This is a genomic window from Microbacterium croceum (genome assembly GCF_023091245.1).
In the GTDB taxonomy this organism is placed as follows: domain Bacteria; phylum Actinomycetota; class Actinomycetes; order Actinomycetales; family Microbacteriaceae; genus Microbacterium; species Microbacterium croceum.
The window spans coordinates 2,330,520-2,352,561 of sequence record NZ_JAHWXN010000001.1; the positions used below are offsets into that span (position 1 = coordinate 2,330,520).

Here is a 22,042-nt window from a genome sequence, read left to right on the forward strand (position 1 = left end):
CGAGGCACTATCTTGAATCGGGACGAGAGGACAACACCCATGACCGAACGCACTGGACGCCGCCGCGTCCTTCTGAAGCTCTCCGGGGAAGCATTCGGCGCCGGTCAGCTGGGCGTCAACCCCGACGTCGTCGGCCAGATCGCGCGCGATATCGCCGCAGCGGTCGACCGCGTCGAGGTCGCCATCGTCGTCGGTGGCGGCAACTTCTTCCGCGGCGCCGAGCTCAGCCAACGCGGCATGGACAGAGGTCGCGCCGATTACATGGGCATGCTCGGCACCGTGATGAACGCCCTCGCCCTGCAGGACTTCCTCGAGCAGGCGGGTGCGGCTACGCGGGTGCAGTCCGCGATCGCGATGACCCAGGTAGCGGAGCCCTACATCCCGCGTCGCGCCGAGCGGCACATGGAGAAGGGGCGTGTCGTCATCTTCGGCGCCGGCGCCGGTCTTCCGTACTTCTCCACCGACACGGTCGCCGCGCAGCGTGCGCTCGAGATCGGTGCGCAGGAGGTGCTGGTGGCGAAGAACGGTGTGGACGCGATCTACACCGCCGACCCCAACAAGCATGCCGATGCCGAGCGCATCGAGCAGGTGACGTATCGCGATGCGCTCCAGCGTGGGCTCAAGGTGGTCGACTCGACCGCATTCAGCCTCTGCATGGACAACAACATGGACATGCGTGTCTTCGGCATGGAGCCCGCAGGCAACGTGACCCGCGCTCTGCTCGGCGAGCCGATCGGAACACTCGTCACTGCGTGAGCGTGTGATCCGGGCGCACCGGCTGCGCCCGATAGAATTTCCAGAACACCCCGACGATAGGAGTCACCGTGATCGCGGATGTCCTCGCTGAAACCACCTCCCGCATGACCCGGGCGGTCGAGGCTGCCAAGGAGGACTTCTCCACGGTGCGCACCGGTCGCGCCAACCCGCAGCTTTTCCAGAAGGTTCTGGTCGACTACTACGGAACGCCGACCCCTCTGGCCCAGCTCGCCTCGCTGGCGAACCAGGAAGCGCGCACGCTGATCATCACGCCGTACGACAAGTCCGCGCTCAAGGCGATCGAGCAGGCTGTCCGCGACATGCCGAACCTCGGCGCCAATCCGACGAACGATGGCAATCTCGTGCGCGTCGTGATGCCCGAGCTGACGGCCGATCGCCGCAAGGAGTACGTGAAGCTCGTCAAGACGAAGGCCGAGGACGCCAAGGTGCATGTCCGCGGCATCCGACGCAAGGCGAAGGACGAGCTCGACGCTCTGAAGAGCGAACTCGGCGAAGACGAGATCGCTCGCGCCGAGAAGGAGCTCGATGCGCTCACGCGTCAGCACGTCGATCTGATCGACGACGCGCTCAAGCGCAAAGAGGCCGAACTCCTCGAGGTGTAGTCGGCATGTCTGACGACACGCGAGATGACGGGGAGGGGACGTCACCGTCGCGCCATCAGGTGCCTGACGGGGCCGGCTCTGAGGGCGGCATCCCGCTTCCGGACACGGCTTTTCCCGCGTTCGACGCGATGAACATCCCCCCGCGTCCTCCGCTGCCTGGCGTGGAGCGCGAGAGCGGGGGAGTGGAAGTCGCGACGACCGAGCAGCTCGATACCGCCGATCACAACGCCATCAGAGAGCAGTGGCGCGCAGCGCGGGACGAGTTGGGCACTCACGTGTCGCATGCGCGGGATCAGCTGGATCAGGCGAACGAGCGGATCAAGGAACGCACCGGTCGCGACCTCGTGCTGGCCATCGTCATCGGACTGGCATTCGGAGCCGCACTCCTGGGCTCCCTGCTCTTCATCAAGGCGCTGTTCGTGCCGTTCGCGTTGGCGGCGGCACTCCTCGGTGTCTATGAACTCTCGCGTGCTCTGCGCTCCGGCGGGCGGCGTATCGATGTAGTCCCGCAGCTCGTCGCCGCTGCGATCTTGGTGCTCTCCGCCTACTTTGCAGAGATCTGGCTGTGCTGGGTCGCGCTCTTCGTCGCCGTCTCGTTCGTCATCGTCTGGCGCCTCGTCGCGCAGATGATGTCGAAGGATGGACGGACCTACGGCGACGTGCTCGCCGACGCCGTGGTCGGTGGGTTCGTGCAGATCTACGTGCCGTTCCTCGCGGGTGTCGCCCTCATTCTGCTCAAGCAGGAAGGCGGGCAGTGGTGGGTGCTGAGCTTCATCGCGATCGCGGTCGCTGCAGACACCGGCGCCTACGCTGCGGGTCTGGCATTCGGACGGCATCCGATGGCACCGAAGATCAGCCCGAAGAAGACGTGGGAAGGCTTCGGCGGCGCTGTCGCGGCGTCGTTGATCGCCGGCACCCTCCTCGCCATCTTCCTGCTGGATCTTCCCTGGTGGGCGGGACTCATCTTCGGCGCAGCCATCCTACTGTCCGCCACCCTCGGCGATCTCGGCGAGTCGATGCTCAAGAGAGATATCGGTATCAAGGACATGAGTTCGTGGTTGCCGGGGCACGGTGGTCTGCTCGACAGGCTGGACAGCATCCTTCCGTCGACTGTTCCTGCGCTCTGCCTCTACTTCCTCCTCTCTCCCTGGGTGGTGCTGTCATGACCGACCGATCTCCGGATGTTACGACCGCGGAAGACGCGCCTCCCGCCTTCGCCCTCACGACGGGACGCACGCTCGGCTATCATCGTGCCGCGGTCGACACGTTCCTCGCTTCCGCACGCAAGGCGTTCGAGCTCGGCGGGGATGAGCTGGAAGCGGCTGACGTGCGAACGGCGTCGTTTCCCTTGGTCAAGGGCGGCTACGTGGTCGCGGATGTCGACGCGGCACTGGGCCGCGTCGAGGACGCGTTCGCCGCGCGAGAACGTGAGCGGGTCGTACGAGCTCGCGGTGCGGGGGCGTGGGTCGAGCAGGCCCGCGAAGATGCACAGGTCATCCTCGACCATCTCGCTCGCCCGGCGCGTCATCGGTTCGCGCGGACCGGCGTTCTGACCTTCGGGTATCGCGTCGATGAGGTGGATCACGTCGCCACCCGCATCGTGCGCTACCTGCGCGACGGTGACGCGCTGACAGCGGAGCAGCTGCGTTCTGCCGCGTTCCGGATGCAGCGCGGCGGCTATCGCGAGGAGCAGGTCGACGCCCTGCTCGATGCCACCATCGACGTGATCCTGGCAGTTCGCTAGGCCTCCCATGGTCGTCTCAGGCGTCTTTGCGTAGACTGTCCATCATCGTGAACTCCCGAAACGACATGAAACTCGAACGAAGCAACGCCTCGCTGGTGCCCGCGGCGGTGGCGACATCCGCGCGCAGAGGCACTCGGAGGTGGTCGCGACGCCGCGGCGTCGTCGGCGTCTTCAGCGCCGTCGCAGTCGTCGGATTCGCTGGGGCCATCATGGCGCCGACCGGGGTCGCACTCGCTGATCCACCAACTGCCGACACGACGGACAGCGTCTACGCGGCGGCTCTCGCTGATACGCAGAATCTGACCGTCACGGTCGAAGGAGCGGCGATCACGCCGATCGAGCGTGGCGAGTTCGAGGTGTACGTCAAGCCCAAGCCGAAGCCCAAGCCCGTCGTCGCGCAGACGACGGACAGTGGCGGGTCGAGCGGCGGCGGCCCCCTGCTGTACAGCGGCGGTGGCGCACCGGCGGAATGGATGGCGGCCGCGGGCATCGCGCCAGCTGATCAGGGATACGTCGACTACATCGTCTCTCGGGAGAGCGGCTGGAACCCGAACGCGACCAACGCGTCGTCCGGCGCGTGTGGACTCGTCCAGGCCCTGCCGTGCAGCAAGGTCCCCGGCAACGGATACAACCCGGTCGACAACCTGCGGTGGGCGACCGGATACGCGGTCGGACGCTACGGGAGCTGGGCCGGGGCATACGCCTTCTGGACCAACAACCACTGGTGGTGAGCGCGCGTCGTGCCACGCTCCCGCAAACGTCATTCGGCGCGCCCTGACGACGAAGATTCGCTGGAACGGCTGATGGCCGGCTGGAAGCGGTCAGAGACCAGACGTGGTGCCGAATGGACCGTGCAGCCCGTGTCGGCTGCACAGGCGCAGAAGGCATACATCTGCCCCGGCTGCAGTCGCGAGGTTGCCGCTGGAACCGCTCATCTCGTGGCATGGCGTGCCGATGGCGTGCTGGGTGACGCCGCCGACCTCGCAGCGCGCAGACATTGGCACACACACTGTTGGAGGATGGCGTGAGCATGGAGATTCGCGGACCGTTGGAGCTGCCGGCCCGTCGAGAGGATGTCGAGCTGCAGACGGCAGACGGCCTGACGCTGGTGGGAGAGCTCGCACTCCCGGAGACAACAGCGCCCGTCGCGACCCTGGTCACGCTCCATCCGCTGCCCACAGCAGGCGGCTTCATGGATTCGCACATCCTTCGCAAATCGGCGGCACGTCTTCCCGCGCTGGCCGACCTCGCTGTGCTCCGTTTCAACACCCGAGGCACCAGTTCGCCGCGGGGTACGAGTGAGGGGGCGTTCGACGGCGGTGGTGCGGAGCAGTTCGACGTCGCTGCCGCGATGGACTTCGTCCGCGAGCGCGCGCTGCCACGTCCCTGGCTCGTGGGCTGGTCGTTCGGTACAGAGCTCGCACTCAAGTACGGCCGCGACCACGACATCGAGGGCGTGATCCTGCTGTCGCCTCCACTGCATCGTGCAACGGACGCGGAAGTCGCGGCCTGGGCCGGCGCCGATCGGGAGGTCGTCGTGCTCGTTCCCGAATTAGACGACTACTTGCGCCCTGCGGAGGCACGCGAGCGATTCGCCTCGATCCCTCATGCCCGGCTGATCGCTGTAGACGGTGGCAAGCACCTCTGGGTGGGGGAGACGCAGACGCGCCGAGTTCTCACAGAGATCGTGGCCGCGGTGAACCCGCCAGCCCTTCCTCTCGCGACACACTGGCCGCCGGCCGACTGAGCGGACTCAGAGCTCGTTCATCCGCGGGATGAGTACCTGACGGTAGATGAGCAGGATGCTCGCGGCGACCGGAATCGCGATCAGCGCGCCCAGCAGACCGAGAAGACTGCCGCCTGCCAGCGCGGCGACGACAACAACGGCACCCGGCACGGAGACTGCTCGGCTCATGATGCGGGGCGAGATCACGTAGGCCTCGATCTGCATGTAGATGAGGTAGTAGATGGCGGCCGCTATCGCTGTGGCGGGGGAGCCCAGCCCGGGGATCAGGCAGACCAGGACGATCAGGCTCGACCCGGTGAGGGTGCCCACCAGCGGGATCAGCGAGAAGAAGAAGGCGACGACCGCGAGCACAGCAGGGAAGGGGGCTTGGATGATCGAGAGGAAGATCGCGCTCAGCACCCCGTTGATCACACCCAACGAGAGCTGACCCATCACGTAGTAGCCGACGGAGTCGGTGATCTGCTCCGCGAGGTCGATGAAGCGATCGCGCTTGGAGGCTGGAGCAAGCTGGTAGACGGCCGCCTTGAGAGAAGGCGTCGATGCAGTGAGATAGATCGTCAGGATCAGCACGATGAAAGCGCCGAAGAGGCCGGTGACGATCGAGACGCTCGCGTTGATGACCTTGTTCGTGATGTCGCCCACGTTCCCGATCAACCATGCCTGCGCTTCGCCGAGAACCCGCGGTACGTCGAGGTTGGGGAACACGCCGAGGATCCACGCCTCGATGTCCGAGAGCAGGCCTGGCCGGCTGACCAACTGGGTGATCTGATCGATGAGCTGCGTGATCTGGGAGACGATCATCGGCAGGACCATCAGCACGATGCCGGCGAACACCGCCAGAACAGCCACGATCGTGACCAGCACCGCCAACCACCGAGGGAGCTTCTTACGCTCGAGGAATGCGACGACGGGGTCGAGACCGAGACTGAGGAACAGAGCGGTGCCCACGTAGAGGAACACCGTAGACAGGTTTTGCACGCTGCCGATCAGGAGGATTCCCAACCCCACGCCGAGCGTTGCCACCAGAGCGGTGCGGAAAGGATTGTGGATCTTCATCTGAACTCCTCGGGACTGCTGATGTCAGGGTATCGAGCCGCGCGGTCTTCGCCCTGTCGACCTGCCGAACAGCGCGGCACGGAACCACCTGTGGTTGACACACAGGTGGTTTCGATAGTCTGAAATGTCGAGTGTTGCGTCTCGGGCAAGTCCTGAGACGCGTGAGGAGACTATTCGTGCGTTTCGTATGGGCCGTCGTGGCCTTCGTGCTGGCTGCGGTGCTGATCGGTGCCGGGATCGCTCAGCGGACCATCTTCATGGGGCCGTCGTCGGAGCAGACCAAGGTCGAAGTACAGGAGCCTGCGCCGTTCGTGCTGATGGACGGCGAGGTGCTCAGGAGCAATCCGGGAGCGCAGACGCTGCTGATCCGCGGCGACGGCGACATCTTCGCCGCCTACGGGCGCACCTCCGACCTCGAGGCGTGGCTCGCCGATTCGGACTACAACCACGTGAGCGTGGCGAAGGATGGCACCTTCGATGTAGAGCACATCGCGGCGCCCGCCGCCGAGGATGACGGCGATGGCGAGAGCACGGACGAGCCCGTCACCCACAACCCGGTCGGCTCCGACCTGTGGCTCGACTCGTTCAGCGAGACAGACGCACTGATCGCCGACAACATGCAGCTTCCCGATGGCATGAGCGTTCTGATCGCCTACGACGGCACTCAGGACGCCCCGGATGACATCGCGATCTCCTGGCCCCTGGACAACTCCACGCCATGGGCGGGTCCGCTGATGGCGGCGGGCGGCGCCGTCCTGCTGGTGGGTCTGATCCTCTACGTGCTGGGCATCCGTCACCAGCGGCGCGGACGTGGTCCCCGACGCAAGGGCCCTGGCCCGCTGCCCGTCACCGAGCCCATCGATGTCGCCGCGCTTCCGCCGGGCGAGCGGGACGCGCTCGAGTCCTCATCCGGAGCAGCCTCGGGCCCGCAGACTCCGGATGCTTCCGATGTGGAGGACGCCGAGATCGTGGACGAGACCAAGAACCCCGATGCCAAGACCTCACTGCGCTCCGCCCGCACGCCGCGGCGTCGGCTTCGTCTGATCGCTCTGCCGGCGATCGGCCTCACAGCGCTGCTCGCGAGCGGATGCTCGGCGGATTCCTGGCCCCAGTTCGAGCAGGCGACCGCGACCCCGTCACCGACTCCGACCGTCATCGCTCCGGAGAACCAGAAGCCGCCGGCGGTGACCGAGGCACAGGCGACCCGAATTCTGCAGGAGATCTCCGCGACTCTTGTCGACGCGGACACCGCCCTGGACCTGGATCTCGCCGCGACCCGTCTCGACGGCCCTGCACTCATCGCACGCACCACCGAGTACGCGCTGCGCACCGAGCTCCCCGACACGACTCCGCCCACAGCCATACCGACGGACAAGGTCGAGGTCGTGCTGCCGGAGGCGACAGATCGTTGGCCCCGGACCGTGCTTCTGCTGTCGAAGAACACGAGCGATGACACCGTGCCTCCGGTGATCCTCACGATGACGCAGCAGGACCCATGGTCGAACTACAAGGTCTCGAACATGGCGGAGATGTCTGCCGACGTCGCGCTCCCCGAGGTGGCAGCGAGCTGGTTGGGAACGTCATTGGTGCCCGAGGATTCCGCCTTCCTCAGCGTTCCTCCGGCCGACCTCGCCACGGCGTTCTCGGATGTCGTCGACAAGGGAGAGAAGAGCGACTCCTATGGACTGTTCGATGACCTCTCGCTGAACCTTGCGAAGTCGATCAGGGACAGCCGTCAGGAGGTGGTGCAGAAGCTCGCCGACAACAATGCCTCGGAGACCTCCAAGGCGACATTCCAGATGGCGCCTACCGATGATCCTCCGGTGGCGATGACCACGCTTGGCAGCGGTGCCATCGTGAGCGTGGTGGTCACGGACACCGAGAAGGTGACGCCGACCGTGGCTGATGCCGTGATCCGTTTCGGGGAGAACGCTCAGGCGAAGGCGCTGACGGGGGTATCGGAGTCCGCCAAGGGCATCGAGACCACCTACTCTTTCCAACTGTTCTTCGCGGTGCCCGCACAGGGATCCACCGAGCAGATCAGACTCCTTGCCGTCCACCAGGACCTCGTCTCCGCGAAGGTGATCAAGTGACCGATATCTCTCCTGCTGCTCTGCGCGGTGCCGTCGACCTGTCCAGCCTCCGCAACCGACCGGACCCCTCTGCACCGGCCGCCCCCGCCCCGCGCGTCGCTGACGTGGTCGTCGACGCCACCGACGAGTCCTTCGGACAGATCCTCGAGCTCTCCCGGACCGTCCCTGTCGTCATCGACCTGTGGGCGGAGTGGTGTGGGCCCTGCAAGCAGCTCAGCCCGATCATCGAGAGGGTGACCAGGGAATTGGGCGGCCGGGTGCTTCTGGCCAAGGTCGATGTGGACGCGAATCCTCAGCTCGCGCAGAGCTTCCGCGCGCAGTCGATCCCGATGGTGGTCGCCTTGATCGCGGGGCAGCCGGTCCCGATGTTCACCGGGGCCGTGCCGGAAGACCAGGTCCGCGAGGTCTTCGCACAGCTGCTCCAGCTCGCGGCTCAGAACGGAGTCACCGGTGTTCTCCCCGTCGGTGACTCGGGCGAGACCGACGCGGCGCCGGAGGAGCCGCCGCTGCCGCCGCTGCATGCGGAGGCCTTTGCGGCGATCGAGATCGGCGACTACGCCGCCGCGATCACCGCTTACGAGAAGGCGTTGGCAGAGAACCCCCGTGACGCAGATGCTCTCGCCGGCCTCGGCCAGGTGCGACTGCTCGCCCGCACGCAGGGTCTGGACCTGCAGACCGCGCGCGCTGCCGCGGCGGCGGATGCGCTCGACGTCCAGGCCCAGTTCGACGTGGCCGACCTGGATCTCGCCGGCGGACACGTGGAGGACGCGTTCGGGCGCTTGCTCGACCTGTTCGAGAAACTCCCTGCCGATCAGCGCACGCCGGTCCGTGAGCGTCTGGTGGAACTGTTCGGGCTGATCGGCGCGAGCGACCCGCGCGTGCTCGCCGCGCGCAACCGACTCACCTCGCTGCTGTTCTGAGGTCGGGGCCGCGTCCTACCCGCGGCTGATCGTCGGCACGTGCGGATCGTTCTGGTGGCGCAGCCAGATGGTCGACAGGGCCGGCAGCTTCATGGTGGCGATCGCCGTATCGCCTTCCGATTGCGCGTAGACGAGTCCGAGATTTCCGGAACCTCGCCCGCCGTACTCACCGGCGTCGGTGTTCAGGATCTCCTGCCATACACCTTCTTTCGGGAGGGAGAGCCGGTACCCCGCGCGCTCGACTCCCGCGAAGTTGCTCACCACGACAAGCCTGCCGCCGTGCGCGTCGCGCCGTTCGAAAGCGATCACGGTGGGATCCCAGCTCGGCGCACCCAGGCGGGAGAAGGACGATCCGTCGCTGTCACGCTCCCACAGTGGCGCCTGCGCTCGATACGTCCGATTGAGCGCTCCGACGAAGTCCTGTAGTTGCCGGTGTGAGGGCTGGTCGAGCAGCCACCAGTCGAGTTCTCTGCCCTCGGACCATTCGGCGAGTTGGCCGAACTCCTGCCCCATGAAGAGCAGCTTCTTCCCGGGATGGCCCCACATGTACGCCAGATAGGCGCGGGTGTTCGCGAGCTTGTGCCAGTGGTCGCCCGGCATCTTGGCGAGCAGACTGCCCTTGCCGTGCACGACCTCGTCGTGGCTGATCGGGAGCAGGTAGTTCTCCCCGAACGCGTACACGAAGGAGAATGTCATCTCGCCTTCGTGGTGCGCTCGATACATGGGGTCACGCTCGATGTACTGGAGTGAGTCGTTCATCCACCCCATGTTCCACTTGAACCCGAAGCCGAGTCCGGCGTGGTCGGTCGGAGCGGTGACGCCGGGGAAGCTGGTGGATTCCTCGGCGATCATCATGATGCCGGGGTGGAGGCGGTAGGCGGTCGCGTTGACTTCCTGGAGGAAGCGGATGGCCTCCAGGTTCTCCCGCCCGCCGTGGATGTTCGGCTCCCACGCACCGGCCTCGCGCGAGTAGTCGAGGTACAGCATCGAGGCGACGGCGTCGACGCGCAGGCCGTCCACGTGGAACTCGCTGAGCCAGAACAACGCGTTCGCGACGAGGAACCCTCGGACCTCGGGGCGCCCGTAGTCGAAGATCAGTGTGCCCCAGTCCTGGTGCTCGCCCCGGCGCGGGTCGGGATGCTCGTACAGCGGCTGACCGTCGAAGCGCGCGAGCGCGAACGCGTCCTTGGGGAAATGGCCGGGCACCCAGTCCATGATCACGCCGATGCCGGCCTGGTGGAGGCGGTCGATCAGGTAGCGGAGATCGTCAGGGCTGCCGAACCGGCTGGTCGGTGCGTAGTAGCCGCTGACCTGATAGCCCCAGGATCCACCGAAGGGGTGCTCGGCCAGCGGCATGAACTCGACGTGAGTGAAGCCGGTGTCCGTCACATGCTGGATGAGCGGTTCCGCGGCGTCGCGATAGGTGAGACCGCCGCGCCACGAACCGAGATGCACCTCGTAGATCGACAGAGGCTGCGCGACCGCGTGTGTGGCTGCGCGGCGGGTCATCCAGGCGCCGTCTCCCCAGTCGTAGCAGGAGGTCGCGACGACGGATGCGGTCGCGGGGGGCACTTCGGCGCGAGAGGCCATCGGGTCGGCCTTCAGGATCCAGGAGCCCTCCCGGGTGCGGATCTGGAACTTGTAGTGGTCTCCGACGCGCAGACCTGGGATGAAGAGCTCCCAGATGCCGCTGACGCCCATCGAACGCATCGCATGCGGCTCACCGCTCCAGCCGTTGTGGTCGCCGACGACGCGCACAGCAGTCGCATTCGGTGCCCAGACGGAGAACGCGACACCGTCTTCGCCGTCCAGGGTGCGAGCATGCGCTCCCAGCACCTGCCACAGCCGCTCGTGCCGACCCTCGGCGATGAGATGAAGATCGAGGTCGCCCAGCGTGGGGAGGTGACGGTACGGATCGCCGGCGATCGTCTCCTCATCTTCGCCGTAGGCGGTGGCGAGGCGATAGGCCACGGGTGGTCCGTCGTGCCGCGCCTCCCAGATCCCATGCGCGACATGCGCGAGCTCGACCCGACTCCCATCGGTGAAGACGGCCGCCACGTACGACGCGAGTGGACGTCGGGCGCGGATCACGGTGATGGTGCGATCTGCGGCGTCCCTGATCGGGTGCGAGCCGAGCACGGCGTGGGGTTCGTGGAACGCCCCTGCCGCGATCGCCTCCCACTCGGCGGATGCCGTGACGTCTTCGATGTAGCTCATGACCGCTCCTTCACCGTGAGGATGTGCACCGGCTCGGTGAAGGCGTCGAGGCGCACGTAGTTGTGGTCGTTCCAGGTCCACACCGCTCCGGTGAGCAGGTCCTCGACCTCGAAGCTCTCACCGGGTGCGATACCCCAGAGCGTCGTGTCGAGGTGCACGGTCGTCTCGCGTACCGAATGGGGGTCGACGTTCGCGACGACGATGATGGTGTCTGACCGGCCGGTGCCGGTGAAGGCGGCGTCCAGATGCTTGCTGTACACCAGCACGGCGTCGTCGTCGCTCCAGTGTGCGCGGAAGTTGCGGAGCTGTCGGAGGGCCGGGTGCGCACGTCGAATTCCATTGAGGGATCGCAGGAGCGGGGCGAGTGAATCACCCCGCTCCTCCTCGCCTTCCCAGTCTCGGAACTTGTACTCGTACTTCTCGTTGTCGATGTTCTCTTCCGAGCCGGGCCTGGCGACGTTCTCGAAGAGCTCGTAGCCCGCGTACACGCCGTACAGGGGGGCCGCGGTGGCTGCGATGCATGCGCGGATGCGATAGGCCGCTCGGCCTCCGAACTGCAGATACTCGGTCAGGATGTCGTGCGTGTTCACGAAGAGGTTCGGCCGCATGTAGTCGCTGGTCTCCTGCGACACGGAGGTGAGGAACTCCTCGAGCTCGGCTTTCGTGTTGCGCCAGGTGAAGTAGCTGTAGCTCTGCTGGAACCCGACGGCCGCGAGAGCCCGCATCACCGCGGGTCGGGTGAAGGCCTCCGCCAGAAAGATCACGTCCGGGTCCTCGGCGTTCACCACCGCGATGAGCCACTCCCAGAACTGCAGCGGCTTGGTGTGCGGGTTGTCGACGCGGAAAATCTTCACGCCCTGTCGGATCCAGTGCTGCACGATGCGCAGCATCTCGGCGTAGATGCCCTCCGGATCATTGTCGAAGTTCAGCGGATAGATGTCCTGGTACTTCTTGGGAGGGTTCTCGGCGTAAGCGATCGTGCCGTCCGGAAGCGTCGTGAACCACTCGGGGTGCTCGGTGACCCAGGGGTGATCGGGCGACGCCTGCAGGGCCAGATCGAGTGCGATCTCGAGACCCTCCTTGCGCGCCGCGCGGACGAAGGCCCGGAAGTCCTGCGCGGTGCCGAGGTCGGGGTGGATGGCGTCGTGTCCGCCGTCTGCCGAACCGATCGCGTACGGCGACCCGGGGTCGCCCGGCTCGGTGGTGAGCGTGTTGTTGCGTCCCTTGCGGTTGGTCGTGCCGATCGGGTGGATCGGCACGAGGTAGAGCACGTCGAAGCCCATAGCGGCGACCGCAGGCAGGCGCTTCGCCGCCGTGCGGAACGTGCCGCTCTTGACCGTGCCGTCCTTCAGTCGCTTCGCGCCCTCGGAGCGGGGGAAGAACTCGTACCAGGCGGCGACGCCTGCGGCGGTGCGGTCGACGACGATCGACTGCGCGTCCGACGTGGAGCGCAACGTGGTGGTGGGGCGGTCGGCGAAGAGCTGGGCGAGCCCGGCATCGGTCGACAGCCGAAGCGTGGTGGCCGCGTCGCCCCCAGCGAGAGAGGCCGCATCCGCGCGCAGCCGTGTGCGCTGCGCGGCGGGTCGATCCTTCTCCGCCGCCGCGCGTGTGAGCAGCTCGGCTCCGAGCGCCGCCATGACGTCGACGTCGACATCGGCAGCCACCTTCAGGGACGCCGCGTGTGCCCAAGTGGCGAAGTCATCCGAGAACGCCTCGAACCGATACGTCCACGTCCCCTGGACATCGAGTGCGATATCGACCGCCCATCGATCGGTGCCGTCGTTGCGGGGAGTCAGCCGATGCAGGCTTTCCTCGCCGCGCGGATCCGTGAGCCGGAGGTGCACGCCGATCGTGTCGTGCCCTTCTCGGAACGCGACGACACCGAACGGGACGACCTCTCCCACGAATGCCTTCGCGGGATAGCCGCCGGGAACAGAGGGAGTGCCGTCGGAGAGGGGGATCCTGGTCGCGCGGAGATCTCGTCTGCCGGTATCACCCGCCAGGGCGCGCGTCGGGATCTGAGCGGAGCTCCGAAGAGCCGAGGACCGGGTACCAGCACGTGCAGCCACCCCCCGAATGTACCGCGCGGAGGGGACCGCGGGTAGCGACCGCTCCGGGTGCGTCGGCGAGCAATCTCATTCCACGCGGAAGAGCCTCATCGAGGTACCCGGGATCGGCAGGATGTCACCGGGGGCGAACGACTCGTGAGTGTCAGACGGACGCTCGTCCGCACTCGACCACAGGGAGACGAACCGAGTCGCGTCCTCGATCTCGTCCGGCAGCCGGACGTCGATCGGCGACTCGGTGCCGTGCACGATCAGCAGGATGCGGTTGTACTGCTCGCGATCCGGGGTTGATGCCGCGACATATTGGAGCGTGCGATTACCGGGGTCCGTCCACTGCCCGCTCTCCATGGTCTCCCCGTTCTGGTCGAACCAGTCCATGACCGAGGCATTCGGAATGTGCTCGCCGAGCCGGGCGTAGCGGCTCGGACGCAGGGCGGGGTTCGAAGCGCGGAGTGCGATGAGTCGGGAGACGTGCGCGCGCAGGTCGTGTTGCCACGGCTCGAACTCCCAGCCCAGCCACGTCAGGGCAGAGTCCTGCGCATACGCGTTGTTGTTGCCGCGTTGTGTGCGGCCCACCTCATCGCCCGCTGTCAGCATGGGGATGCCCGCCGACAGCAGCAGGGTGCCCAGGAGGTTTCGCATGGCCTTGCGACGCGCAGCGAGGATGGTCGGATCGTCGGTGGGGCCTTCCACTCCATGGTTGAACGCGCGGTTCATGTCGGCGCCGTCGCGGTTCTGTTCCCCGTTCGCCTCGTTGTGCTTGACATCGTACGAGACCAGATCGTGCAGTGTGAAGCCGTCGTGCGCGGTCACGAAGTTGACGCTGGCGAGCGGGCCGCGATCCTCGCTGAAGGTGTTGGACGAGCCGGCGAGACGAGTCGCGAAGCCGCCGATGCCGACCGGGGCGGAAGCACGTCGCGCATAGTCGATGTCGCTGAGCCAGAAGTTGCGGACGCGGTCACGGTACCGGTCGTTCCACTCGTGCCATCCGGCCGGGAAGTTGCCGGTCTGCCATCCGCCGAGTCCCACGTCCCACGGCTCGGCGATGAGCTTCGTATCGCTCAGGATCGGGTCGTTCGCGATGGCGGTGAGCAGGGGGTGCTCCGGCGTGTAGGTGTGCGATGCGTCGCGGGCGATCGCGGTGGCGAGGTCGAAACGGAAGCCGTCGATCTGCATCTCCTGGGCCCAATAGCGCAAGGAATCGAGCACCAGTCGCGCACCGGCATCCGTCGATGTGTTCAGCGTGTTCCCGCACCCGGTGGTGTCGATGTAGACACCGGACTCGTCCTGCCGGTAGTAGCTGGCGTTGTCAATCCCCCGCAGGCTCGAGCGCGGACCTCCGATGCCCTCTTCGGACGTGTGGTTGTAGACGACGTCGAGGATGATCTCGATCCCGGCTTCGTGCAGCAGGCGCACCATCCCCTTGAACTCGGCGAGCACGGCCTCCGGACCTTGCTTACGCGCGTCCTCACTGGCGTAGGCGTTGTGGGGGGTGAAGAAGTTGAGGGTGTTGTAGCCCCAGTAGTTCGTGAGTCCGCGTTCGAGAAGCCGTGGTTCCGGGACGAAGGCGTGCACGGGGAGCAGCTCGACGGAGGTGATGCCGAGCTCATGGAAGTACGCGATCATCGCGGGATGAGCGAGTCCGGCGTAGGTGCCGTGCAGCGCAGGCGGAACGTCGGGGTGACGCTTGGTGAGTCCTTTGAGATGGCCCTCGTAGATCACCGTTCGGTCGAGAGGGACACGGGGTTTCCGGGAGTCGCCCCAGTCGAACCCGTCGACGATGACGACCGAGCGCCATTCCTCGTAGCCATCGCCCTGCGCGAGCCCTCGCGCGTAAGGATCCAACAGCAACGTCTCGGGATTGAAGGTGTTGCCCGGGCCATGCGGGCCGCCGACACGGATGGCGTAGCGTGTGCCCGCCTGCAAGAGGGGCGTCGTGACCTGCCAGATGCCGCCGGGGAGTCGCTCGAGGGCGACCTGATCTGTCGCCCAATCGAGGTCGGTGGCATCGAAGACGACGAGCTCGACGGAGGATGCATTCTGCGACCAGACGCGGAGCGTGCCGCCCCCGTCGTGCAGGCGCACGCCGAGGTCGTCGAGTGCGGATCCGCCGGGCACAGTGAAGTCTCGGGACTCGGGCATGAGTACACACTAGGCGGATGTGACCCGGTGCCAGCGCATCGCGCACTCGGTTCCCTGCGCCCTGGGGGTGTGGAAATGGGGGAGCATGGACCTATGCGGCACTATCTCGATCACGCGGCGACCACCCCGCTGCGGCCGGAGGCGCGTGACGCCTGGCTGGCTGCTTCCGAGCTGGTGGGCAACGCCTCATCGACGCATGGCGCCGGGCAGGATGCCCGACGGCTGCTGGAGGACTCGAGGGAGCGCGTGGCGGCCGTGCTCGACGCCGACCCGATCGAGGTCGTGTTCACCTCGGGTGGCACCGAGTCGATCAACCTCGCATTGCAGGGGCTCTGGCATGCGCGAGCGGCGGGGACGGACGGCATCGTGCTCCCCGACGCGGAGCACCACGCGACCATGGACACGGTCGCGGCTCTGGCGGCGGAGGGAGCCGCCGTGCGCGCTGTCCCTGTGCAGTCGGACGGGCGCATCGCCGCGTCGGATTTTGCGGAACGGCTGCCCGGCGCCGCCCTCGCCACCGCCCTCGTCGCGAACAACGAGGTCGGGACGATCAACGATGCCGCGTCGCTTGCCATGGTGTCGGCATCGGCAGGAGTTCCCCTGCATCTCGACGCCGTCGCGGCGCTCGGACACGTTCCCCTGTCGTTCCGTGGATTGCGCGGGGCAGCTGATGCGGGATCCGGTCTGGTGGCGTTGAGCGCTGCCGGTCACAAGATCGGAGCTCCGGTCGGCGTCGGTGCGCTGGTGGTGGCGCGCACGGCCAACCTCACCGCGCTCCTCCGGGGCGGTGCGCAACAGCGCGGCCTCCGCGCCGGGACGCAGGACGTCGCCGGTACGGCGGCATTCGCCACGGCGATCGAGCTTGCCGAGCGCGAACGGGAGGCGGAGAGCGCACGTCTCGCGGCTCTGCGCGATCGTCTTGTCGCCGGGATCAGATCGCGTGTGTCCGCAGCTGTGCTGCTCGGCGATCCGCACGCGCGTCTCCCCGGCAATGCGCACCTGCTCTTTCCCGGGGCGGTCGGCGAGAGCATGCTGTTCCTCCTCGACGTCGCCGGTGTCGCGGCGTCCACCGGATCTGCCTGCCAAGCCGGCGTGGCTGAACCCTCGCACGTCGTGATCGCGATGGGCCGGGGGGAGCAGGACGCCCGGAGCGTGCTTCGATTCACACTGGGGCGAACATCCACGGATGCGGATGTGGATGCGGTGCTCGCGGTGATCGCCGACGCCTATTCGCGCGCGTCCGGGTCCGGCACAGGTGCCCGCTCGTAGACTGGACCCATGCGGATACTGGCAGCGATGAGCGGGGGAGTGGATTCCGCCGTGGCGGCCGCGCGCGCCGTGGAGGCAGGGCATGACGTGGTCGGAGTGCACCTGGCACTCTCGCGTGCCGGAGGAACGCTGCGCACCGGCAGCCGCGGCTGCTGCACGATCGAGGATGCGATGGATGCGCGCCGTGCCGCCGACCGCCTCGGCATTCCGTTCTACGTGTGGGACTTCTCCGAGCGTTTCCGCGACGACGTGATCGATGATTTCATCTCCGAGTATCAGGCAGGACGCACGCCCAACCCGTGCATGCGCTGCAACGAGAAGATCAAGTTCGCCGCGCTGCTCGAGCGGGCGATCGAGCTCGGTTTCGACGCGGTGTGCACGGGGCACTACGCCACTCTCGTCGAGGGCGAGTCCGGACTGGAACTGCACCGGGCGTCCGACAACGCCAAGGACCAGTCGTACGTGCTCGGCGTGCTGAACGCCGAACAGCTCGCTCACACCTATTTCCCCCTCGGCACGACGCCCTCCAAGGCCGTCGTTCGTGCGGAGGCGGCAGAGCGCGGCTTGACGGTCGCGCAGAAGCCGGACAGCCACGACATCTGCTTCATCCCTGATGGCGACACCCGCGGCTGGCTGGCTGAGAAGGTCGGTACGGCCACAGGTGACATCGTCGATCGATCCGGAGCCGTGGTCGGCTCGCACGAGGGCGCCCATGGGTTCACGGTCGGTCAGCGCCGCGGGCTGAAGCTCGGCGTTCCCGCGCCCGACGGCAAGCCGCGTTTCGTGCTGGAGGTGCGTCCCGTGTCGAACACGGTCGTGGTCGGTCCCAAGGAGGCGCTCGCGATCGGAGAGATCTCGGGTGCGCGCTTCAGCTGGGCCGGTGCGGGTCCCGCAGACGCCGAGTTCCTCTGCCACGTGCAGATCCGCGCGCATGCGGAGCCGGTGCCGGCAACCGCCTTCGTCACGGCGGACGGCGTGCGCGTCGTGCCAGAGCAGCCGCTCGACGGCGTCGCCCCGGGACAGACCGCCGTGTTGTACATCGGCACCCGCGTGCTCGGCCAGTTCACGATCGATACGACCGTGTCGGCGGTGCCTGTCGGCGTCTGACCCTCGCGGAACAGCGAGGCACCGGAGCGATGTCGGTGCACGCTCGTAGACTGACGGGGTGCCTGAGAACATCTCGCTGGAAGACGCCCGAATCGAGGCCGAAGAGCTGACGACTCGCATCCTCGAGGCGAAGGACGCATACTACGGTCGCGATACCTCCGTCGTAGACGATTTCACCTACGACGGGTGGATGCATCGGCTCGAGGAGCTCGAGAGGCTGCATCCTGAGCTGCAGGGCCAGGATTCCCCCACGCAGATGGTCGGAGCCGCGGAGGCCACAGGACTCGCGACGATCGAGCATGCCGAGCGGATGCTGAGCCTCGACAACGTGTTCTCGCTCGACGAGCTCAGGGACTGGGCGGCGAAGACGCAGGCCGCGGCCGGGCGTGATGTCGCGTGGCTGACCGAGCTGAAGATTGATGGCCTCGCCATCAACCTCCGCTACGAGCACGGTGTGCTCACCTCGGCAGCCACACGCGGTGACGGTCGTGTCGGCGAAGTCGTGACCGAGAACGCTCTGCGCCTCCGCGACATACCGGAGCGGCTCGTCGGCCACGGGCATCCGGCCATCGTCGAGGTGCGTGGAGAGGTGTTCATCCCCGTCGCCGCTTTCGAGCGGCTGAACGCTGCACAGGCAGCTTTCCGCGAACGCGCCTACAACGATGCGCTGAGCCGGTGGGAGGCACGCCGCGGGGCCAAGAAGCCGTTCGACGAGGAGAAGGCCAAGACTGCGGCGGCACGACGTTTCCCATCGTTCGCGAACCCGCGCAATGCCGCCAGTGGCGGACTCCGGCAGCAGATCGACAAGAAGGAGGGCCTCGAACTCGAAGCCGGACTGCTGCGCATCGAGTCGCTCGCGCTCTACGTGCACGGCATCGGAGCGTGGGAGAACCCTCCCGTGGCCTCCCAGAGCGAGGTGTACCGCCTGCTCGCGGAGTGGGGCCTGCCGACCAGCCCGCACACCAAGGTTTGTGCGACGATCGACGACGTCACCGACTTCGTCGCCTATTTCGGTGAGCATCGACACGATGTCGAGCATGAGCTCGACGGCATCGTGGTCAAGGTCGACGAGCTCTCCCTGCACGACGAGCTCGGTGCGACGAGCCGCGCACCACGCTGGGCGATCGCCTACAAGTACCCGCCTGAGGAGGTGCAGACCACGCTCCTCGACATCGTGGTGTCCGTGGGTCGCACCGGCAGAGCGACTCCCTTCGCGGTCATGGCGCCGGCGCATGTGGCGGGATCGGTCGTGCGGCAGGCGACACTGCACAACAAGGACGTGGTCAAGGCCAAGGGCGTGCTGATCGGCGACACTGTCGTGCTCCGGAAGGCGGGCGACGTGATCCCCGAGGTGCTGGGCCCGGTGGTCGAGCGGCGGGACGGCTCCGAGCGCGAGTTCGTGATGCCCGAGAACTGCCCGGAGTGCGGAACTCCGTTGCGCGCTATGAAAGAGGGCGACATCGACCTCCGCTGCCCGAATGCCCGGTCATGTCCGGCGCAGGTGCGAGGTCGCGTCGAGCACATCGGCTCGCGCGGTGCTCTTGATGTCGAGGCGCTCGGAGAGGTCACCGCGGCGGCGCTGACCCAGCCGACGACGCCGGAGGTGCCTCCCTTGGTCACCGAGGCGGGGTTGTTCGCCCTCACGCTCGACCAACTGGTACCGATCGAGCTGGTCGTGCGCGATTCCGAGACCGGGCTCCCGAAGGAGGACGACGACGGCGCCGTGAAGACGAGGGCGCCGTTCCGGCGGAACCCGACGGCAGCAGAGAAGAAGGCGGGCAAGGACGGCCCTCAACCCTCATCGCAGGCATTGACGCTGCTGGCCGAGCTGGAGAAGGCGAAGACCAAGGAGCTGTGGCGGTTGCTCGTGTCGCTGAACATCCGGCACGTCGGGCCCGTCGCGGCTCGTGCGCTGGCCCAGTGGTTCGGATCGCTCGACGCAATCCGTTCGGCGTCGCGCGAGGAGCTGGCCGCCGTGGAGGGCGTCGGAGGAATTATCGCCGATTCGCTGCTCGACTGGTTCGAGGTCGAATGGCATCAGGAGATCGTGCAGGCGTGGGCCGATGCCGGGGTGCAGTGGACGACGCCGGGGCATCCGGGCCCTGGGGCAGCTGTGGCCGCGGGGGGAGTGCTCGACGGCGTGACCGTGGTCGCGACGGGCTCGCTCGACGGGTACACGCGGGATGGTGCGCAGGAGGCGATCATCCGGGCCGGTGGCAAGGCGGCATCGAGTGTGTCCAAGAAGACCGACTTCGTGGCCGCAGGGCCGGGTGCCGGCTCGAAGCTCGCCAAAGCGGAAGAGCTCGGACTGCGCATCCTCGACGCCGCTCAGTTCCATATCCTCGTGACGGAAGGTCCCGACGCCCTCCCGCCTGCCGACTCCGCGGGAACCTGACGCTCTGATGACAAAAGAGCGGGACCGGCGAACCGGTCCCGCTCTTCACGGATGCTGCGTCGCTCAAGCCTTGTGGCGAGGCTTACGGAACGGCTTCTCGTCACGATCCGTGCGCGCCGGGCGCTCGTCGCGGTCGCGGCGCTCAAAACGGTCTCCGCGGCCTCCGTCGCTGTCGCGCGGCCCACTGTTGCGTCGACCCATTGGTCCACGGTCCGGCTTGATCTCGATCAGACGGCCCGAGATGCGGGTGTCGCGGAGCTTGTCGAGTACAGCGGGGCTCAGGTTCGAGGGCAGCTCGACGGTCGAGAAGTCGGGACGGATGTTGATGACACCGAAGTCATCGCGTCCGAGCCCGCCCTCGTTCGCCAGCGCGCCGACGATCTGACGCGGCTCGACACGGTGGCGGCGGCCGACCTCGATGCGGTAGGCGGTGTAGTCGCCGCGTCCACGGCGTTCGGTGCGTGGCTCGCGGGTGCCTCGCTCGCGGGGCGGACGGCTGTCGGCCTCGAGCGCCTTGGCGAGCGGGTCGTCTGCCGGGTCGAGCAGCAGCGGGGTGTCGCCCTGCACCACGATCGCGAGCGCCGCGGCCACATCGGCCTCGGGCACATCGTGGTTGCGCACGTAGTGGGCGATCACGTCGCGGAACTTGTCGACACGCGCGGCATCGCCCAGCGCTGCGGTGATCGCATCATCGAAGCGGGCGAGACGCGTGGTGTTCACGTCGTCCGTGCTGGGGAGCTGCATCTGCGTCGGGACCTGACGCGTCGCCTTCTCGATGTGCTTGAGCAGGTAGCGCTCGCGCGGCGTGATGAAGCTGATCGCGTCACCGCTGCGACCGGCACGGCCGGTGCGTCCGATGCGATGCACATACGACTCGGTGTCGGTGGGAATGTCGAAGTTGATGACGTGGCTGATGCGCTCGACGTCGAGACCACGTGCGGCGACGTCGGTCGCGACGAGAATGTCGAGCTTGCCTGCCTTCAGCTGGTTCACGCTGCGCTCGCGCTGCGCCTGGGGGACGTCTCCGTTGATCGCCGCAGCGGAATAGCCGCGGGCCCGCAGCTTCTCGGCAAGGGTCTCGGTCTCGTTCTTGGTGCGGACGAAGACGATCATCCCGTCGAAGTTCTCGACCTCGAGGATGCGGGTGAGCGCGTCGACCTTCTGAGCGTAGGACACCACGAGGTAGCGCTGCGTGATGTTCGTACCGGTCGCGGTCTTGGACTTGATGCTGATCTCTTCCGGATCGCGCAGGTACTTCTGCGCGAGGCGACGGATCTGCGGGGGCATGGTCGCCGAGAACAGGGCGACCTGCTTCTCCACCGGCGTCTGTGCGAGGATCTGCTCCACATCTTCCGCGAAGCCCATCTTCAGCATCTCGTCGGCCTCGTCGAGTACCAGGTACTGGAGCTGGGAGAGGTCGAGGGTGCCCTTGGCGAGATGGTCCATGATGCGGCCGGGTGTTCCGACGATCACGTGCACGCCGCGGCGCAGGGCAGAGAGCTGCACGCCGTACGCCTGTCCGCCGTAGACGGGCAGCATGTGCACGCCCTTCATCTTGGACGCGTACGACTCGAAGGCTTCGCAGACCTGCAGTGCGAGCTCACGGGTCGGCGCCAGCACGAGGGCCTGGGGCGACTTCTGCGAGACGTCGAGGCGCTCGAGGACGGGAAGTGCGAAGGCCGCGGTCTTACCGGTTCCGGTCTGAGCCATGCCGACGACATCGCGTCCGGCGAGGAGGGTGGGAATCGTCGCGGCTTGAATGGGGGAAGGGGTCTCGTATCCGAGATCACGGATCGCCTTGAGGACGGGCCCGGTGATGCCGAGTTCCTCGAATCCGGGGGTCGCGGGGGAGTCCTCGGGGGCGTCGGTCAGCACTGCATCTTCAGGAGTCACTGACCAAGGGTAGC

At 66.9% G+C, this 22,042-nt stretch carries 17 protein-coding genes; 12 read left to right on the forward strand and 5 right to left on the reverse strand.

Annotated features, from left to right (window positions below):
- Positions 1-39 precede the first annotated feature (39 nt).
- The 7 genes from pyrH (at position 40) to KZC51_RS11040 (ending at position 4,870) form a co-directional block, all read left to right on the forward strand.
- A complete protein-coding gene (pyrH, locus tag KZC51_RS11010; RefSeq protein WP_141872152.1) occupies positions 40-756 on the forward strand; it encodes a UMP kinase in 717 nt (238 codons plus the stop codon).
- Between the two features lie 68 nt (positions 757-824).
- Positions 825-1,379, forward strand: coding sequence for a ribosome recycling factor (frr, locus tag KZC51_RS11015; protein WP_141872151.1), 555 nt, complete (start codon positions 825-827; stop codon positions 1,377-1,379).
- A 5-nt stretch (positions 1,380-1,384) separates the two neighbouring features.
- Complete coding sequence (locus KZC51_RS11020) at positions 1,385-2,545, forward strand: phosphatidate cytidylyltransferase (protein ID WP_247630019.1); 1,161 nt, start codon at positions 1,385-1,387, stop codon at positions 2,543-2,545.
- The gene (locus KZC51_RS11025) at positions 2,542-3,123 is read left to right on the forward strand and encodes a DivIVA domain-containing protein (protein ID WP_247630020.1); all 582 of its coding nucleotides are present in this window, start codon (positions 2,542-2,544) and stop codon (positions 3,121-3,123) included. Before KZC51_RS11020 ends, KZC51_RS11025 begins: the two co-directional genes overlap by 4 nt.
- Before the next feature lie 65 nt (positions 3,124-3,188).
- A complete protein-coding gene (locus KZC51_RS11030) occupies positions 3,189-3,854 on the forward strand; it encodes an aggregation-promoting factor C-terminal-like domain-containing protein (RefSeq protein ID WP_247630021.1) in 666 nt (221 codons plus the stop codon).
- Positions 3,855-3,863: 9 nt separating this feature from the next.
- Complete coding sequence (locus KZC51_RS11035) at positions 3,864-4,151, forward strand: Rv1322 family protein (protein WP_247630022.1); 288 nt, start codon at positions 3,864-3,866, stop codon at positions 4,149-4,151.
- Between the two features lie 2 nt (positions 4,152-4,153).
- Entirely contained in the window at positions 4,154-4,870 is a 717-nt protein-coding gene (locus tag KZC51_RS11040; protein ID WP_247630634.1) for an alpha/beta hydrolase, read from the forward strand.
- A gap of 6 nt (positions 4,871-4,876) precedes the next feature.
- Here KZC51_RS11040 and KZC51_RS11045 read toward each other — a convergent pair whose 3' ends face one another.
- A complete protein-coding gene (locus tag KZC51_RS11045) occupies positions 4,877-5,926 on the reverse strand; it encodes an AI-2E family transporter (protein WP_247630023.1) in 1,050 nt (349 codons plus the stop codon).
- Positions 5,927-6,102: 176 nt separating this feature from the next.
- Between KZC51_RS11045 and KZC51_RS11050 the strand changes: the two genes are divergently transcribed.
- Together KZC51_RS11050 and KZC51_RS11055 are read left to right on the forward strand one after the other, a co-directional pair.
- Entirely contained in the window at positions 6,103-8,019 is a 1,917-nt protein-coding gene (locus KZC51_RS11050) for a DUF8094 domain-containing protein (RefSeq protein ID WP_247630024.1), read from the forward strand.
- Positions 8,016-8,939 (forward strand): tetratricopeptide repeat protein, encoded by a 924-nt coding sequence (locus tag KZC51_RS11055; protein WP_247630025.1) that lies wholly within the window; start codon positions 8,016-8,018, stop codon positions 8,937-8,939. Before KZC51_RS11050 ends, KZC51_RS11055 begins: the two co-directional genes overlap by 4 nt.
- Positions 8,940-8,954: 15 nt before the next feature.
- Here KZC51_RS11055 and glgB read toward each other — a convergent pair whose 3' ends face one another.
- The 3 genes from glgB to glgX all read right to left on the reverse strand — a co-directional run bounded on the left by glgB (position 8,955) and on the right by glgX (position 15,364).
- Positions 8,955-11,156 (reverse strand): 1,4-alpha-glucan branching protein GlgB, encoded by a 2,202-nt coding sequence (glgB, locus tag KZC51_RS11060; RefSeq protein WP_247630026.1) that lies wholly within the window; start codon positions 11,154-11,156, stop codon positions 8,955-8,957.
- Entirely contained in the window at positions 11,153-13,225 is a 2,073-nt protein-coding gene (locus KZC51_RS11065) for an alpha-1,4-glucan--maltose-1-phosphate maltosyltransferase (RefSeq protein ID WP_247630027.1), read from the reverse strand. The genes glgB and KZC51_RS11065 overlap by 4 nt, the downstream gene beginning before the upstream one ends.
- A 66-nt stretch (positions 13,226-13,291) precedes the next feature.
- On the reverse strand, positions 13,292-15,364 hold the full coding sequence (gene glgX, locus KZC51_RS11070) for a glycogen debranching protein GlgX (protein WP_247630028.1): 2,073 nt from the start codon (positions 15,362-15,364) through the stop codon (positions 13,292-13,294).
- Positions 15,365-15,457: 93 nt separating this feature from the next.
- Between glgX and KZC51_RS11075 the strand changes: the two genes are divergently transcribed.
- From KZC51_RS11075 to ligA, 3 genes are read left to right on the forward strand one after another with little or no spacing between them, the layout of a single operon-like run.
- Positions 15,458-16,633, forward strand: coding sequence for a cysteine desulfurase family protein (locus tag KZC51_RS11075; RefSeq protein WP_247630029.1), 1,176 nt, complete (start codon positions 15,458-15,460; stop codon positions 16,631-16,633).
- A gap of 9 nt (positions 16,634-16,642) precedes the next feature.
- Positions 16,643-17,740, forward strand: a complete 1,098-nt coding sequence (mnmA, locus tag KZC51_RS11080; protein ID WP_281731743.1) for a tRNA 2-thiouridine(34) synthase MnmA — start codon at positions 16,643-16,645, stop codon at positions 17,738-17,740.
- Between the two features lie 58 nt (positions 17,741-17,798).
- On the forward strand, positions 17,799-20,135 hold the full coding sequence (gene ligA / locus KZC51_RS11085; protein WP_247630030.1) for an NAD-dependent DNA ligase LigA: 2,337 nt from the start codon (positions 17,799-17,801) through the stop codon (positions 20,133-20,135).
- Between the two features lie 63 nt (positions 20,136-20,198).
- On the opposite strand, the gene KZC51_RS11090 is transcribed toward ligA, so the two are convergent.
- Positions 20,199-22,028, reverse strand: coding sequence for a DEAD/DEAH box helicase (locus tag KZC51_RS11090; RefSeq protein WP_372491771.1), 1,830 nt, complete (start codon positions 22,026-22,028; stop codon positions 20,199-20,201).
- Between the last annotated feature and the right edge of the window lie 14 nt (positions 22,029-22,042).